General features: G+C 36.3%; 15 protein-coding genes. 11 read left to right on the top strand and 4 right to left on the bottom strand.

Features of this window, described 5'->3' with window-relative positions; all coding sequences use genetic code 11:
- Positions 1 to 43 precede the first annotated feature (43 nt).
- Positions 44 to 508, bottom strand: a complete 465-nt coding sequence (locus tag ACP3T3_RS09685; protein WP_426479675.1) for a carboxymuconolactone decarboxylase family protein — start codon at positions 506 to 508, stop codon at positions 44 to 46.
- A gap of 197 nt (positions 509 to 705) precedes the next feature.
- Positions 706 to 1,329 (bottom strand): Crp/Fnr family transcriptional regulator, encoded by a 624-nt coding sequence (locus ACP3T3_RS09680; RefSeq protein WP_426479674.1) that lies wholly within the window; start codon positions 1,327 to 1,329, stop codon positions 706 to 708.
- A gap of 45 nt (positions 1,330 to 1,374) precedes the next feature.
- Here ACP3T3_RS09680 and ACP3T3_RS09675 point away from each other — a divergent pair, with 45 nt between their 5' ends.
- The gene (locus ACP3T3_RS09675; RefSeq protein WP_426479673.1) at positions 1,375 to 2,328 is read left to right on the top strand and encodes a helix-turn-helix transcriptional regulator; all 954 of its coding nucleotides are present in this window, start codon (positions 1,375 to 1,377) and stop codon (positions 2,326 to 2,328) included.
- A gap of 156 nt (positions 2,329 to 2,484) precedes the next feature.
- On the opposite strand, the gene ACP3T3_RS09670 is transcribed toward ACP3T3_RS09675, so the two are convergent.
- Positions 2,485 to 2,976: a DinB family protein gene (locus ACP3T3_RS09670; protein WP_426479672.1), complete on the bottom strand. Its 492-nt coding sequence runs from the start codon at positions 2,974 to 2,976 to the stop codon at positions 2,485 to 2,487.
- Between the two features lie 167 nt (positions 2,977 to 3,143).
- On the opposite strand from ACP3T3_RS09670, the gene ACP3T3_RS09665 reads away from it, so the two are divergent.
- The 7 genes from ACP3T3_RS09665 to ACP3T3_RS09635 all read left to right on the top strand — a co-directional run bounded on the left by ACP3T3_RS09665 (position 3,144) and on the right by ACP3T3_RS09635 (position 10,358).
- A complete protein-coding gene (locus tag ACP3T3_RS09665; protein ID WP_426479671.1) occupies positions 3,144 to 3,728 on the top strand; it encodes a hypothetical protein in 585 nt (194 codons plus the stop codon).
- 331 nt (positions 3,729 to 4,059) lie between these two features.
- Entirely contained in the window at positions 4,060 to 6,480 is a 2,421-nt protein-coding gene (locus tag ACP3T3_RS09660; protein ID WP_426479670.1) for a TonB-dependent receptor plug domain-containing protein, read from the top strand.
- A gap of 191 nt (positions 6,481 to 6,671) precedes the next feature.
- Positions 6,672 to 7,241: a cob(I)yrinic acid a,c-diamide adenosyltransferase gene (locus ACP3T3_RS09655; protein WP_123900340.1), complete on the top strand. Its 570-nt coding sequence runs from the start codon at positions 6,672 to 6,674 to the stop codon at positions 7,239 to 7,241.
- Positions 7,231 to 7,878: a thiamine diphosphokinase gene (locus ACP3T3_RS09650; RefSeq protein WP_426479669.1), complete on the top strand. Its 648-nt coding sequence runs from the start codon at positions 7,231 to 7,233 to the stop codon at positions 7,876 to 7,878. Before ACP3T3_RS09655 ends, ACP3T3_RS09650 begins: the two co-directional genes overlap by 11 nt.
- 89 nt (positions 7,879 to 7,967) lie before the next feature.
- Positions 7,968 to 8,390 carry a tyrosine-protein phosphatase gene (locus ACP3T3_RS09645; RefSeq protein WP_426479668.1) on the top strand — a complete coding sequence of 141 codons (423 nt, stop codon included), beginning with the start codon at positions 7,968 to 7,970 and terminating at the stop codon, positions 8,388 to 8,390.
- Entirely contained in the window at positions 8,329 to 8,841 is a 513-nt protein-coding gene (locus ACP3T3_RS09640) for a tyrosine-protein phosphatase (protein WP_426479667.1), read from the top strand. The genes ACP3T3_RS09645 and ACP3T3_RS09640 overlap by 62 nt, the downstream gene beginning before the upstream one ends.
- 122 nt (positions 8,842 to 8,963) lie before the next feature.
- Entirely contained in the window at positions 8,964 to 10,358 is a 1,395-nt protein-coding gene (locus ACP3T3_RS09635) for an arginine decarboxylase (RefSeq protein ID WP_426479666.1), read from the top strand.
- Positions 10,359 to 10,475: 117 nt separating this feature from the next.
- Here ACP3T3_RS09635 and ACP3T3_RS09630 read toward each other — a convergent pair whose 3' ends face one another.
- Entirely contained in the window at positions 10,476 to 11,135 is a 660-nt protein-coding gene (locus ACP3T3_RS09630; protein ID WP_426479665.1) for an HAD family hydrolase, read from the bottom strand.
- Positions 11,136 to 11,321: 186 nt separating this feature from the next.
- Between ACP3T3_RS09630 and speB the strand changes: the two genes are divergently transcribed.
- The 3 genes from speB to ACP3T3_RS09615 all read left to right on the top strand — a co-directional run bounded on the left by speB (position 11,322) and on the right by ACP3T3_RS09615 (position 13,911).
- Positions 11,322 to 12,179 (top strand): agmatinase, encoded by an 858-nt coding sequence (gene speB, locus ACP3T3_RS09625; protein WP_426479664.1) that lies wholly within the window; start codon positions 11,322 to 11,324, stop codon positions 12,177 to 12,179.
- Positions 12,180 to 12,248: 69 nt separating this feature from the next.
- Positions 12,249 to 13,091: a bifunctional helix-turn-helix domain-containing protein/methylated-DNA--[protein]-cysteine S-methyltransferase gene (locus tag ACP3T3_RS09620; protein ID WP_426479663.1), complete on the top strand. Its 843-nt coding sequence runs from the start codon at positions 12,249 to 12,251 to the stop codon at positions 13,089 to 13,091.
- 211 nt (positions 13,092 to 13,302) lie between these two features.
- Positions 13,303 to 13,911, top strand: coding sequence for an alpha-ketoglutarate-dependent dioxygenase AlkB family protein (locus tag ACP3T3_RS09615; RefSeq protein ID WP_426479960.1), 609 nt, complete (start codon positions 13,303 to 13,305; stop codon positions 13,909 to 13,911).
- Positions 13,912 to 14,104 lie beyond the last annotated feature (193 nt).

Below are 14,104 nucleotides of genomic sequence, written 5' to 3'. Positions count from 1 at the left end.
AAAACTCAGCAATCATGCTGAGTTTTTATTTAATAATGATTGTTTACTGCGCTTTTTCAGCAATCTGATATGCTCCTACATCGGCCCCGAAGGCAATATTAATTCTGTTATAGCTGTTAATGGCAATCACAGCCATGGTTAAATCTACCATTTCAGTTTCAGAAAAGTGATGACTTACCTTTGAATAAATTTCATCGTTCACTTCTTTACCATTTAAAGCTGTTAAAGTCTCAGCCCATAATAAGCCGGCTTTTTCTTTATCCGTATAAAATGAGCATTCTCTCCAGGCGCTTACCAGAAATATTCTCTGTTCGGTTTCTCCTTTCGCTCTTAATTCTTTGGAATGCATATCGAGGCAAAAAGCACATCCGTTCATCTGTGAAACGCGGAAATACATCAGTTCCAGAAATGAATTGTCCAGTGATGAGTTCTGTACCTGAAATCCCATGTTGTGAAGTGCATTTACAGCCTTGTTTCCGATCGCAAATGCGTTGATTCTTTGTGACATAATATTTGTTTTTGTGATTAATTATGTGACAAATGTATAAGGTAATTTTCCTGATTTTTTTTACAAATGATAAATTTTATAAGGAAAGATTTTAAAAGCTGGATGCTAGAAGTTAGAAGCTGGAAGTTACTATTAGGTAGATGATATATATCCGGTCTTCAATAACTTCCCTCTTCCAGCCTCCAGCTTCCTTTCTCCTAAAACTTCTGTGCTCTTATTCTGCTTAAAGAAACCTGAGTGATTCCGATATAGTCTGCAAGATCTCCAAGGCTGATGCGCTGGATAAGATCAGGTCTTTGTTTCAGAAAATTATGATAGCGCTTTTTTCCGTCGTCTTCCAGCATCTCACTGATCCGTCCCATCATATTGACCGGAGCTTTTGAGTAGAGCTTGCTGAAAAGTGTTTCCGCCGTGTGATACTTTTTACACAATCCTTCGATAACATCTTTGTGTACGCGAAGAACTTCAGTAGGTTCCAGGGCAACGATCATGTATTTTGACGGCTGTCCGGTAATAAAACCGCTCAGCTCAGCGAAAAAAGCATTTTCTGCAAAAAATGTCATGATAAAATCTTTATCACCATTGTCGAAAAATAGCTTTACAAGGCCTTTCTCAATAAAATAAAAATATCTGCAGGTTTCATCCGCTTTCAGCAGAAAATCTCCTTTCCTGTAAGTTTTGGTTTCCAGATGCGAAACAAGCCCGTCTATGACTGCCTGTTCCGGTTTTAAAATTTTTTCAATAGACTGAACAAAATGAGTATGAAGCATAAAGAAAGAATCTGTTTTTGTAGAAAATAAATTTAATAAAAAAGCTGCCATATTTATAAGCCATACCTCAAAAAAGAATTTTAGTTTTGTTACATAATGAATGATCACTACCTTAAAAAGCTTGATCGGGTAACGGCTATCCTTACCCAGTTACAGTCGAAACCTGTTGTGCGGGCACAGGATCTGGCTGAAAAGTTCGATGTAAGTATCAGAACCATTTACCGTGATGTAAAAACCCTGGAAAATGCAGGTATTCCTATTATTGGAGAGGCGGGTAACGGATATTCTTTAATGGATGGCTACAAACTTCCTCCGATTATGTTTACCAAGGAAGAAGTTTTAAGTTTCATTACTGCGGAAAAGCTGATGCAGAAATTTTCCCACCAAAGCTTAGGAAACCATTATCAGGCTGCCATGGAAAAAGTACGTTCGGTGTTGAAATATTCTGATAAAAATCTGATTAAAAATATTGAAAAGCAGATTGATGTTTTCAGCTTTCATACGGATTCGGGAGACTCTCTGAAAAATGTAATTCCCATTATTCTCGAAAGTATAGCAGAGAAAACCCAGCTGGCTATAAAATATCAGACGGTAGACGGAAGAGTGAACCACAGAACGATTGAAACCGTCGGGATGTTTTTTGAATTTAATTTCTGGTACATCATGGCATTCTGTACTTTGAGAAAAGATTTCAGGCAGTTTCGTATAGACAGGATTCTGGAAATTTCAAAAACACAGAATCCTTTCCTGCAGGAGTACGGACAGGTGAACGATTACCGTAAAAAATCAAATGGAAATAAAGTAAAGGTCAGACTTCTGGTAGACAAAAAAATAATGTCCCACCTTGTGAATTCTAAAAAGTATTACGGACTGATAGATGAGGTAGAAACCGAACAAGGAGTAGAACTCACTTTTGAAACAGAATGGATCAGTGACGGATTTCCCCGCTGGCTCATTACTTTTGCAGATTATGCCACTGTCCTTGAACCGGAAAGTCTCCGCACACGGTTGAAAGATCTGCTCGTTAAAATGGCAGAAAGACATCAATAAAACCTCAACAGAATAGCTGTTGAGGTTTAAAGACTTAATATGGCAATAAATGAAATGGTTTAAAACAAAAAGCAGAATTGCAAAAAGCAAATTTATTGGTCGCAAAAAAGATATGCGTCTTATTTTAACTTGTATGCAATTTTTGCCTTCATTTTATTAGAATCTCTCCCAGAAGAAAGGCGGTTCAATCCCTAAAGCTCTTAAATAAACATATCCCTGTCCGCGGTGGTGGATTTCGTTATCGATGAAATAGAGGATATTTTCATATACCGGGAATTCATACTGTCCGAAAAGATTAAATACTTCCTGGAAACGTTCTTCAGAAATCTGATTGAAATAATGGTTAATCACTTCTGTTTCTTCGTCCCATTTTTTTAATAGTTCTTCTTTAGTAGAAGGATTGAAGCCTTCTTCATGATAACCCTCCATATTTCCTTCAAGGATTCCTTTCAAAGCAGGACCTGCAATGCTGATCATTTCTACTGCCAGTTTTGCAAAAGGTCTCATACCTCCCACGGAAAATTCGAATAATTCTTTCTCAGGAAAAGCTTCAATCACTCTTCTTGTAAGATTTCTGTGTCCCTGCCAATCTTTTAATAACTGATCTGTAGTCATGAATTGCTTAGTGGCTGTTGCTGTAGTTGTCATAATGTATTGTTTTTGTTTGTTGTTGATACAAAGGTAAGAGAGGGTGATGGCAACAGTTTGTCAGTAGGATTTTAATATTAAAAAAATATTTTTTCTTTCTTAAAATATTGATCCCTACTTTTGCGTTAGAAGAAAGGATATTAATAAAAAACGCTATTATTAGAATTATGAAGAAGTATATTTTGCCAGTAATCACTGCTGTTTTATTAGTATCATGCAATAAGATTGAAGAAAAAATTGACCAGACTGTTCAGAAAACCACTGAAACCGTACAGCAAAAAGCTCAGCAGGCTGTAGAAGAAACGGTAAAAAAAACAGTTAACAAATCTATAAATTCTTTAACTCATTCCGAAGACGTTAAGTTTAATACCGTTTTCCCGGGTACAGGAGCATCTGTTGTTTCTGAAGAAAAAGGGAAGAAAATTAAAATTCCGGGAAGACCTGAAGGTTATATTTTTAAATACAAAGCAGATATTGCCGTATTACTTCCGTTTCTGGAAGGGCAGCCTGTTTCTGATGAAAGTAAATCTGATACAACGGCCCGCAAAATCGATGGACAAAGTATTGTAGATAAAATAAGTTTTCTGTCGAAATTCCTTCCTGATAATACATTTGACACCAGTATTCTCGAAGATATTAAATCAGACAAAAATATTCAGTATTATAAGCTCAAAAGGTTTCCCAACAGTAGTACCATTATCTACAACCCAAAAAATCAGACCATCATACAATACGTAGAGGTAAATAAATAATTTGGATATGGCCGTTTCAACGGCCATTTTTTATTCCCATCCATTGCAAGCCATAAGCGAAGCAATCTCAACCCGTGGAAAACTACTTATCAGAATAAATAAATCATATTTATTTCTGATGCTAACTATTTATTTTTTTATGCAAATATGATGTTATTGATTTATTTTTTTCATGTTATTAATAAATTACTTTGCGTTTTGGGGATTAATTCTTGTTTTTTGTTAAATGGCATAGTTTTCGCAAATATGAAATAGAATTGTTATAATATTTTTTATTTTTATGTTTAATGTTGATTTTTTTACTAGATTTATTGAATAATTAACAATCAAAATGGAGAAAAGTTTATTTAATAGAAAAATCTATGCTTTAGTATTAAGCGGAGCTGGTGCTATGGGATATGCTCAGGACAGCATAAAACAAAATAAAATAGACGAAGTTGTGGTTACCACGGGTAGAACTAAACCCAGAACCATCATTACCTCAGCAATTCCTATAGACAATATTTCGGCAGCACAGCTAAAATCTACGGGGCAGGTAACTTTTGATAAAGCTCTAACTTATGCCGTTCCATCTTTTAATTCATCACAGCAAACTGTTTCTGATGCAACAGCTCACTTTGATCCGGCAGACTTAAGAGGTTTGGGGCCTTCCAGAACATTAGTTTTAGTCAATAATAAAAGAAAAAATCAAAGTGCTCTTATTTATGTAAATGATACACCGGGAAAAGGTGAAGTAGGTACAGATCTTAAAAGTATTCCTTCAGCAGCCTTACAAAACGTAGAGGTCTTGAGGGATGGTGCATCCGCACAATACGGATCTGATGCTATTGCAGGGGTAATCAATATTATTCTTAAGAACGGTGTTGGAAAAAGTACGGTGAATCTCTTTTCCGGAATTACTTCAAAAGGAGACGGTTTTAATATCGGAGCAGACTTTAATACAGGAATCAGAGTTGCTAAAAATGGCAGTCTGAATCTTACCTTGGGGTATTCTTCCCAAAATAAAACAAACCGCGCGGGTACTGTTACAAAAGATGAACTTTTTGGGGTGGATAATGCCTGGACTCAGGCCAATCCCGGTTTAGGAATGATTATTGGGCAGCCGGAGACAAAAGTGGGCAATATGTTTGTCAATTTTGAGTTGCCAACAAGTGAAACAGGCAAATTTTATGCTTTTGGGGGTACAACTTACAGAAGTGGGACCAGTTTTGCTTTATATAGAACTCCCTATTGGGTAGCTTCAGATTTTGGTTTATTAACTCCACAAGGACAACCTTACAATGGATTTCAACCGCAATTTAAAACAGATGTTTACGATTATAATTTAACCTCCGGGTGGAAAGGGATGTTTGGAAAATGGAATTTTGATGGGAGTGCAACCTTTGGCTCTAATGCCGTAGATTATGCTGTAGCAAATACCATTAATACATCTTTGGGAGCCAATTCACCAACCCGTTTTAAAGCAGGTGGTCATCAGTTTAGTAATATTATAGGAAACATAGATGTCAGCCGGGATTTTGGTGCGCTTGTTTTAGGAGCGGGAGCTGAAGTGCGCAATGAAAACTATAAAGCAAGAGCAGGAGAAGAAGCCTCTTATATAGGAAGTGGTGCAGAATCATTTCCAGGACTGCAGCCTCAAAATGAAGTTAATAAAAACCGTCAGAATATCGGAGCATATTTGAATGCTGAATGGGATGTTACAAAAAACTTATTAGTTGGAGGAACGGTGAGATATGAAAACTTCAGTGATTTTGGAAATAATATTTCCTGGAAAGGAAATGCAAGATATAAATTGTTAGATGATAAATTGGTTTTCCGTGGATCTGTTTCTACAGGATTCCGTGCACCATCGTTGCACCAGATATATTATTCCAATGTTCAGACCAAAATTACAGGGAATACTGTCGCTAATCAGGGTACCTTTAATAATGACTCTCCAATTGTAAAGTCTGATCTTGGGGTACCCAAATTAAATGCTGAAAAAGCCTTTAACATTACCGGAGGGTTGGCTGTAAAACCTTTTAAAAACCTTACTATTACAGCAGATTATTATAGAATAAAAATTGAAGACCGTGTACTTTTTTCAGGTGATATTGGTTACAAAACCGGTGCTCCTGGGAGTCCGGATCTGTCAAATCCTGTGGAAGTCATATTAAACAATAATAAAATAACTTCCCTGAAGTTTTTCACCAATGCTGTCAATACAGTTACTCAGGGAGTAGATTTCGTTGCGAATTATTATACTTCCGCTATTGGAAAAGGAAGATTGGGGGTTATTGCTGCTTTCAATTATAACGAAACTAAAATAGTCGATAATATTGCTGTTCCGCCTATTTTGGCACAAAATGGCTATTCAGAAAACTTTTTTGACAGAAAGGAGCAATCCAGAATTATCTCTGCAAGGCCAAAAACGAAAACTATTCTAAGTCTTTCGTATGACATTACAAAGTTTAATTTTAACCTTAATAATACTTACTTTGGTTCTGTTACATGGCAGCACGCCACTGATCCTGCCAAAGATCAGACGTTTTCCGGTAAAGTAGTTACAGACATCGTTTTAACCTATAAAATCACGAATGACCTTAAAGTTTCCGGAGTTGTAAATAACTTATTTAATATTTATCCGGATGTCATAGACAGCAAAGGAGATGTAGTGACAGATCTTGGAGGAAGGTTCAAATATCCGTGGGAGGTCAACCAGTTTGGATTTAACGGAACCACTTTTCAGCTCAATGTTAATTATACTTTTTAATCTTAAAATAAAGAAATTAGCATTGCTTTGCCATGCTTAACAAAGTGAAAGCAATTTCAAAGATATAAAACCAACTTATGCAAACATTCCCTGACATTATTTTTAATGTCAGGGAATATTTTTTCAGATAGGATAGACGTTATTACTGCATTTTACTTTTTACATTGTTCAAAAAAAAGTATTTTAGTAGTATGAAAATTTATACGAAAACAGGAGATAAAGGTCAGACGGCATTATACGGCGGAACAAGAGTTTCTAAGGCCAGTGCCAGAGTAGACAGTTATGGAAATATAGACGAGCTGAATTCATTCATCGGAATTGCAAAAAGCCACATCGAAGATGAAGAAGTTTTGAAACAGCTAAAAAAAATACAGTTTGATTTATTCACCGTAGGTTCAGAAGCGGCAACCCCTGTGGATAAGCTGATGCTGGCCAACGGGAAATCCCGCCTTCCGATCATCATTTCAGAAACAGAAATTGAAGAATTGGAACAGTGGATGGATGCTTTTGATGAAAAGCTGGAACCGCTTCAGTATTTTATTCTTCCCGGTGGCGGAAAGTCTGCAACTTTTTTACATGCGGCAAGAACCATCTGCAGAAGAGCAGAGCGTTCATTGGTATTTCTGAATGAATCGGAGGAAGTGCGCCCGGAATTGATTAAATATTTAAACAGACTTTCAGATTATCTTTTTGTGTTGGCAAGATATATTTCCAAACTGAACAACGAACCGGAAGAATACTGGAACCCGAATGAAAGATAAAGCTTTACTTTTCATCAACGGAGATGCTCCAAAATCGTTACCCAATCCTGATCATTATGCTTTGATTGCCTGTACGGACGGTGCTTTTCATTATTTAAAAAGAATGGAATTTCATTTGGATAAGCTGGATTTCATATCCGGCGATTTTGATTCTCATTCCGGGTCAGATGAAGATATGTATCAGGAAAAGTTTATCCTCACATTGGATCAGGAAAAAACAGATTTTCACAAAGCGTTGGAAATTATTCTGGAAAGAGGCTTTTCGGAGGTTGATGTTTTCGGAGGAAGCGGAGGAGAACAGGATCATTTTCTTGGAAATCTTACGGTTGCTTATACTTTTAAAAATCGGATGAAGATTAAATTTTATGATGAATTTTCAGAATATTACTTTATTCCCAATTATTTTAAATTGAAAGGAGCAAAAAACAGAATGATTTCTATCTATCCATTTCCATCGGTGAATAATATAACAACTAAGGGACTGAACTGGCCCTTGACCAATGAAAGTCTTAGCATTACCTCAAGAATAGGAACCCGGAATTTCACCATTGACGATGAATTTTCTGTGGAATATGAATCAGGTGATGTCTTGTTGTTTGTAGGAATCAAGGAGATTGAATATCCGGCAATTTATTAGAGTGATTAATATCAATAGGAACGGGCTTTAGCCCGTTTTAAACAAAAAAATAAAATCAACTGGCTTCAGCCAAAACTTATTAAAAACCATTGAATAAACTAATCAAAATATCAGTTTTCACCATTTCATTATGCAGTATTGTTTCATGCAAAACACAGCATTTTGAAACACCCGAATATGGAAAAAATGAAACTGAAAGAGTGATTCAGATCAAGAAAGTAACCAACTTCCGGACGGTAGGAAATATTAAAAATACAGAAGGAAGAACTTTAACACAGGGAAGGTTCTACAGAAGTGCCCATCTTCATAAGCTTAAAAAGAAATCTTTTGATGATATTGATAAGCTGGGAATAAAAGAAATAATTGATCTTAGAAATTCTAAAGAAATCTCTAAGAAGCCGGATCAGCTTCCTGCATCGGTGACCTATAAAAAATATTCAGCGTTTGAAGATGAAGGAGATCAGTTGGCACAGGCCAAAAAACTGGTTCTTAAAGGAGGTAAATGCTTCTGATGCAGACAAAAGAATGATCGATTTCTACCGTGAATACGTTACAGAAAATCCGGAAACGATAAAGAGAATTATTACAGAAATTCTGGAATCCAAAGATCCGATCCTTTATCACTGTACAGCGGGAAAAGACAGAACAGGAATTACAACAGCATTAATTCTTACGATCCTGAAATTTGATAAAGAGACTATCTACAACGAATACCTTTTATCCAACAATTACAGAAAAAACCTTGTGCAAAAGAGACTTTGCCTTGCCAATACGCTCCATTTCCTATATCCGAAGATGGATTTGCAGGTGCTGGAAAAACTGAGCTGGGTAGAAAAAAGGTATCTTGATGCTGCTTTTGAGGAAATCAACAAAAAGTATGGGTCTACAGATGCTTATATTCAGCAGGTATTGGGGATTTCAGAGGCCAAAAGAAGTGAATATATTCAAAAGTTTACCTATTGATTATCAGCAGTCAATTTTAAAAAGATATGATATTGGACCTTTATTTAAAATTATAATAATTTTAACACCTAAAAATGAAACTTTTTTAGCAATTTTGCATTTCTTAATTCACTTGTTTAGAAATGAAAATAAAGTACTCGGAACTTATTGATCAGACATTATATTTTCCTACAGAGGAATTTAATGTTTCTGAGAACAATTTGTTGTTTCACGATGTTCCTCTGATGGACGTTGTAGAGCAATTTGGCACTCCGCTAAAGATTAGCTACTTGCCGAGAATTTCCCAAAATATTCAGAAAGCTAAAAGCTGGTTTAAAGAAGCTTTTGAAAAAACCGAATATAAAAAGAATTATACCTACTGTTACTGTACAAAATCCAGTCATTTCAATTTTGTATTGGAAGAAGCCCTGAAGAATGATATCTCAATAGAAACATCTTCTGCCTATGATATGGATATTGTAAAATCTCTTTATGAAAATCAGAAAGTAGATAAAAACATTGAAGTCATCTGTAATGGTTTTAAAACTGATGATTATCTGACAAAAATTTCAGATATGATCAACAGCGGTTTTGAAAATATTACTCCGATTCTTGATAACTACAGAGAATTGGATAAACTTACAGAAAGCATCGATTCTACCTTTAATATCGGAATCAGAATCGCATCAGAAGAAGAACCGAAGTTCGAATTCTATACCTCAAGATTAGGAATAGGATATAAAGATATTATTCCATACTACAGCCAGAAAATTGCTGAACACCCGAATGCAAGATTGAAAATGCTTCATTTCTTCATCAATACCGGGATTAAAGATACTTCATACTACTGGAACGAATTATATAAATGTCTTCGTGTATATGCACGTTTGAAAAAAATTGCTCCTGAAGTGGATTCACTGAACATTGGAGGTGGTTTCCCAATCAAAACTTCCCTGAACTTTGATTATGACTATCAGTATATGGTAGAAGAGATTGTGTCTCAGATCAAGAAATTCTGTGAAGAAGAAGGAGTAGAGGAACCGAATATCTACACTGAGTTCGGAAGCTTTACTGTTGGAGAAAGTGGAGCGAACCTTTACAAAATCATTTCTCAGAAACGTCAGAATGACAGAGAAAAGTGGAATATGATTGATTCTTCTTTCATGACCACTCTTCCTGATACATGGGCCATTTCAAGACACTTTATCATGCTTCCGCTAAACCGTTGGGAAGACACGTATGAAAGAGTATTCTTAGGAGGGCTGACTTGTGATTCAGATGATTATTATAACTCGGAACAACATACCAACGCAATTTATTTACCTGTTTTCAGTGATACAAAACCTTTGTATATCGGTTTCTTCCACACCGGAGCTTATCAGGAAACCATCGGAGGATATGGTGGGGTACATCACTGTCTGATGCCTCAGCCGAGACACGTCCTGATCCAGAAAGATGAAAACGGGGAACTGCAATACGAAATTTTCCGCGAAAAACAGGAGCCGGAAGATATCCTGAAACTTCTTGGTTATAAATAAGGCTTTAATCAATAGGAACGGGCTTTAGCCCGTTTAATCAAGAAAAAAAAATCAACTGGCTTTAGCCAAAACGTATACAAAACAAAAGCTCTCAGATTTTTCTGAGAGCTTTGTTACTTAAAAATATTTTGAAACTTTATCCAGTTCTAATTCTTCATAATCAGTGATTACGGTGTCTGCCAATGTATAATCCTGATTTTTTGAATGCGGACTTCTATACGCAGCGCAGAAAATTTTGGCCCGGTGTGCAGCCAGAATTCCGTTGGTAGAATCTTCAATCACCATACAGTTTTCAACGGGTTCTCCTGCCATTTCAGCGGCCAGTAAAAAAACTTCAGGATGAGGTTTTGATTCTTTTAAGTCCGCACCGCTGATCTTTCCGCTGAAATATTGCTCCAAGCCGAATTTTTCAAAAACCATATTGATCGTTACCATGGTAGCAGATGAAGCAAGGATGAGTTTTATTCCGTTTTCGTGATAATGCTCAATCAGTTGTCTTACTCCCGGAATTAAATCAAACTCATCATCATTATAAAAATAATCTTTGAAATGAGACCTTTTGATTCCTGCAATGGATTCGTAAGTCTGATTTAAATTAAATTCCTTAATCAGAGTTTCAGAAACTCTTTTGGTGGATGCTCCGGTAAAAGAAGTGTACAGCTCTTCAGAAACAGCAATTTCCAGTTCATCAAACATTTTGAAATAAGCTTTTCTGTGCAATGGCTCTGTATCTACAATCACACCATCCATATCGAAAAGAACAGCTTTTAAAGGCATATAATGAGTTTTGTACAAAAGTAACTTTTAAAATTTAAACATTAAAAGATTTAAAAATTTAAAAATCAGAATGAAGGTTAAAAATTGATAACAAACCTTTCTTTACTTATAACTCAAGTACTATTTTGTATCTTTGTGGAATCATTTAATCTTTGAATCATTTAATTTTTTAATTAATAATTATATATGAAGACATACGCAGGAATTCCCGAAGAAAACGCAACGTTAGAGAATTCGAAAGTAATGTTGGTAACTGTTCCTTACGATGGAACTTCAACATGGGGTAAAGGAGCTGATAAAGGTCCGGAATTATTCTTAAACGCTTCTGAAAACATGGAGCTTTATGATATTGAAACTCAAACAGAGCCTTATTTACAGGGAGTTTACCTGGCGGGAGAAGTTTCTGAGAATTCTACTCCTGAAGCAATGACAGAAGCTGTTTATCAGAAAACAAAAGAGCTTTTGAACAATGAAGGGAAATTATTTACCCTATTTGGTGGGGAACACTCTGTTTCTATCGGTTCTATCCGTGCTGTAGGAGAGAAATTTGAAAACCTTACCGTTCTTCAGTTAGATGCCCACACAGACTTACGTCCTGAGTTCCACGGCTCTACTTCAAACCATGCGTGTGCAGTTTTTGAAGCGAATCAAAAGCATAACCTGGTACAGGTGGGAATCCGTTCTATGGATGCTGAGGAAGTGGAATATTTACCGGAAGGAAGAGTATTCTTTGCTCACGAAATCGCAAACAACGAAAACTGGATCAATGATGTACTGGAGAAAGTATCAGGAAATGTGTACATTACTATAGATCTGGATGCATTCGATCCTTCTATTGCTCCATCTACAGGAACTCCTGAGCCGGGTGGGTTACAATGGTATCCGACCCTGGAATTATTAAGAAAAGTATTCGAAAAATGTAATGTAGTAGCATTCGATATTGTAGAATTAATGGATTCTCCAATGGCTAAGCCCACCGCTTTCTTATCTGCGAAGTTATATTACAAAATGCTTGCTTACTACGATATTTATAACAACAACTAATATTTCGCAAGAATCGGATTTTTTCTGCCGTATATTCTTTGGAAATTTGTGAGGTAAAATAACAATACTATGTCCACACAAAGTCAGATAGATTATAACAGGATTGCTAAAGCGATAGCGTATATCCGGAGCAATTTCAGGCTTCAGCCAAGTTTGGAGGAAGTGGCAGAGAATATTCACTTGAGTCCGGCCCATTTTCAGAAGATATTTACAGATTGGGCAGGAACAAGTCCGAAAAAATTTTTACAGTTCATCAGTCTTGAACATGCTAAAAATTTATTGAAAGAAGAAAAAGCAAGTTTGTTTGATACCGCTTATGAGACAGGACTTTCCAGTACGAGCAGGCTTCATGATCTGTTTGTAAAGATAGAAGGGATGTCTCCGGCAGAATATAAAAACGGTGGAAAAAGCCTCAGTATTTATTACAGTTTTTCCGAAAGCCCGTTCGGAAATATACAGGTAGCTTCCACAGAAAAAGGAATCTGCTATATGGCTTTTGAAGACGATAAAGAAAAAGCATTCGGGGAGCTGAAACAGAAGTTTCCCAATGCTTCTTTTATTGAAAAACAGGATGCTCTTCAAAAGAATGCACTATCCATATTCGATAAAGACTGGACAAAACTCAATACGATAAAATTACACTTAAAAGGAACCGATTTTCAGCTGAAAGTATGGGAAAGTCTGTTGACCATTCCGATGGGGAAATTGTCAACTTATGGCAGCCTGGCGGAAAAAATTGGAAACCCTAAAGCATCCAGAGCTGTTGGGACGGCTATTGGAAGTAATCCTGTGGCATTTCTTATCCCTTGCCACCGTGTTATTCAGTCTACCGGACATCTCGGCGATTACCGCTGGGGAAGTGACAGGAAGCAGCTGATAGTAGGCTGGGAAGGCTCGCGTATTTATTCATAACCTTTTTACCACAAAAGACACAGAAGATTTTATAAAAGATCAGATTAAAATTATCCGTTAAACTTAAGTTTGGCTAAAGCCAATGGATTGTTGAATTATTTAATAAACGGACTAAAGTCCGTTCCTATTGATATAAAAATTCGTGTCATTTGTGAAAAACATTGGTGTTATTTGTGTTTAAATATAAAAGCATTTAATTAAAAAAACTATGATGAGTCTCTTCGAAGAAATATCCGATTATCCACTCAATATCCTTCCTCACGACGGAACCGTTCATTATTACGGCAAGGTTTTCTCCAAAGAAAAATCAGATTTTTACTATGACTATCTGCTCAACCAGATTCCATGGGAGAATGATGAAGCACTAATTTTTGGAAAGCTTATTTTAACCAAAAGGAAAGTCGCCTGGTTTGGAGAAAAAGCTTTTGAATACACCTATTCGAAAAGAACAAAATATGCCAAATTCTGGACTCCGGAATTATTGGAACTCAAGAAAAAATGTGAAGAAGTTTCAGGCGAAACCTATAATTCATGTCTGCTCAATTTATATCACGACGGAAGCGAAGGCATGGCTTACCACAGTGATGGTGAAACGGATCTGAAAAAACACGGAGCAATTGCTTCCCTGACCTTTGGAGCGGAAAGAAAATTTTTATTTAAACATAAAACTACCAAAGAAAAGGTCGAAATATTCCTGGAAAACGGCAGTCTGTTGGTTATGAAAGGAACCACTCAGGACAACTGGCTTCACAGGCTTCCTCCCACTACAAAAGTGAAAACTCCAAGGGTAAACCTGACCTTCAGAACCATTGAAGAATAGAGAAATCTAGAATATTAAGCCATTCATACAGTCTTCACTCCTGTCATCTGTGAAAATCTGTGTGATCAGTGGGAGGTGAATTTTCTTTTTAACCTGATCATCTCCATCAATAGAAGTGGACTTTAGCCCACTTGAATAAAAGAACCAATTCATTCGGCTTTAGCCAAAACCTAAAATAAACTTCAAGTTCTCA

The organism is Chryseobacterium sp. CBSDS_008 (assembly GCF_049959325.1).
Lineage (GTDB): Bacteria > Bacteroidota > Bacteroidia > Flavobacteriales > Weeksellaceae > Chryseobacterium.
This window is presented reverse-complemented; position numbering and strand designations above follow the sequence as displayed.

What these genes read in the sequence shown, in the direction of transcription:
- ACP3T3_RS09665 (WP_426479671.1), top strand. Translation starts at nt 3,144, where the DNA reads ATGAAGAAGTATATTTTGCCAGTAATCACTGCTGTTTTATTAGTATCA.
- ACP3T3_RS09670 (WP_426479672.1), bottom strand. Translation starts at nt 2,976, where the DNA reads ATGACAACTACAGCAACAGCCACTAAGCAATTCATGACTACAGATCAG.
- ACP3T3_RS09615 (WP_426479960.1), top strand. Translation starts at nt 13,303, where the DNA reads ATGAGTCTCTTCGAAGAAATATCCGATTATCCACTCAATATCCTTCCT.
- ACP3T3_RS09640 (WP_426479667.1), top strand. Translation starts at nt 8,329, where the DNA reads ATGAAGGAGATCAGTTGGCACAGGCCAAAAAACTGGTTCTTAAAGGAG.
- ACP3T3_RS09680 (WP_426479674.1), bottom strand. Translation starts at nt 1,329, where the DNA reads ATGGCAGCTTTTTTATTAAATTTATTTTCTACAAAAACAGATTCTTTC.
- ACP3T3_RS09630 (WP_426479665.1), bottom strand. Translation starts at nt 11,135, where the DNA reads ATGCCTTTAAAAGCTGTTCTTTTCGATATGGATGGTGTGATTGTAGAT.
- ACP3T3_RS09655 (WP_123900340.1), top strand. Translation starts at nt 6,672, where the DNA reads ATGAAAATTTATACGAAAACAGGAGATAAAGGTCAGACGGCATTATAC.
- speB (WP_426479664.1), top strand. Translation starts at nt 11,322, where the DNA reads ATGAAGACATACGCAGGAATTCCCGAAGAAAACGCAACGTTAGAGAAT.
- ACP3T3_RS09635 (WP_426479666.1), top strand. Translation starts at nt 8,964, where the DNA reads ATGAAAATAAAGTACTCGGAACTTATTGATCAGACATTATATTTTCCT.
- ACP3T3_RS09675 (WP_426479673.1), top strand. Translation starts at nt 1,375, where the DNA reads ATGAATGATCACTACCTTAAAAAGCTTGATCGGGTAACGGCTATCCTT.
- ACP3T3_RS09685 (WP_426479675.1), bottom strand. Translation starts at nt 508, where the DNA reads ATGTCACAAAGAATCAACGCATTTGCGATCGGAAACAAGGCTGTAAAT.
- ACP3T3_RS09650 (WP_426479669.1), top strand. Translation starts at nt 7,231, where the DNA reads ATGAAAGATAAAGCTTTACTTTTCATCAACGGAGATGCTCCAAAATCG.
- ACP3T3_RS09660 (WP_426479670.1), top strand. Translation starts at nt 4,060, where the DNA reads ATGGAGAAAAGTTTATTTAATAGAAAAATCTATGCTTTAGTATTAAGC.
- ACP3T3_RS09620 (WP_426479663.1), top strand. Translation starts at nt 12,249, where the DNA reads ATGTCCACACAAAGTCAGATAGATTATAACAGGATTGCTAAAGCGATA.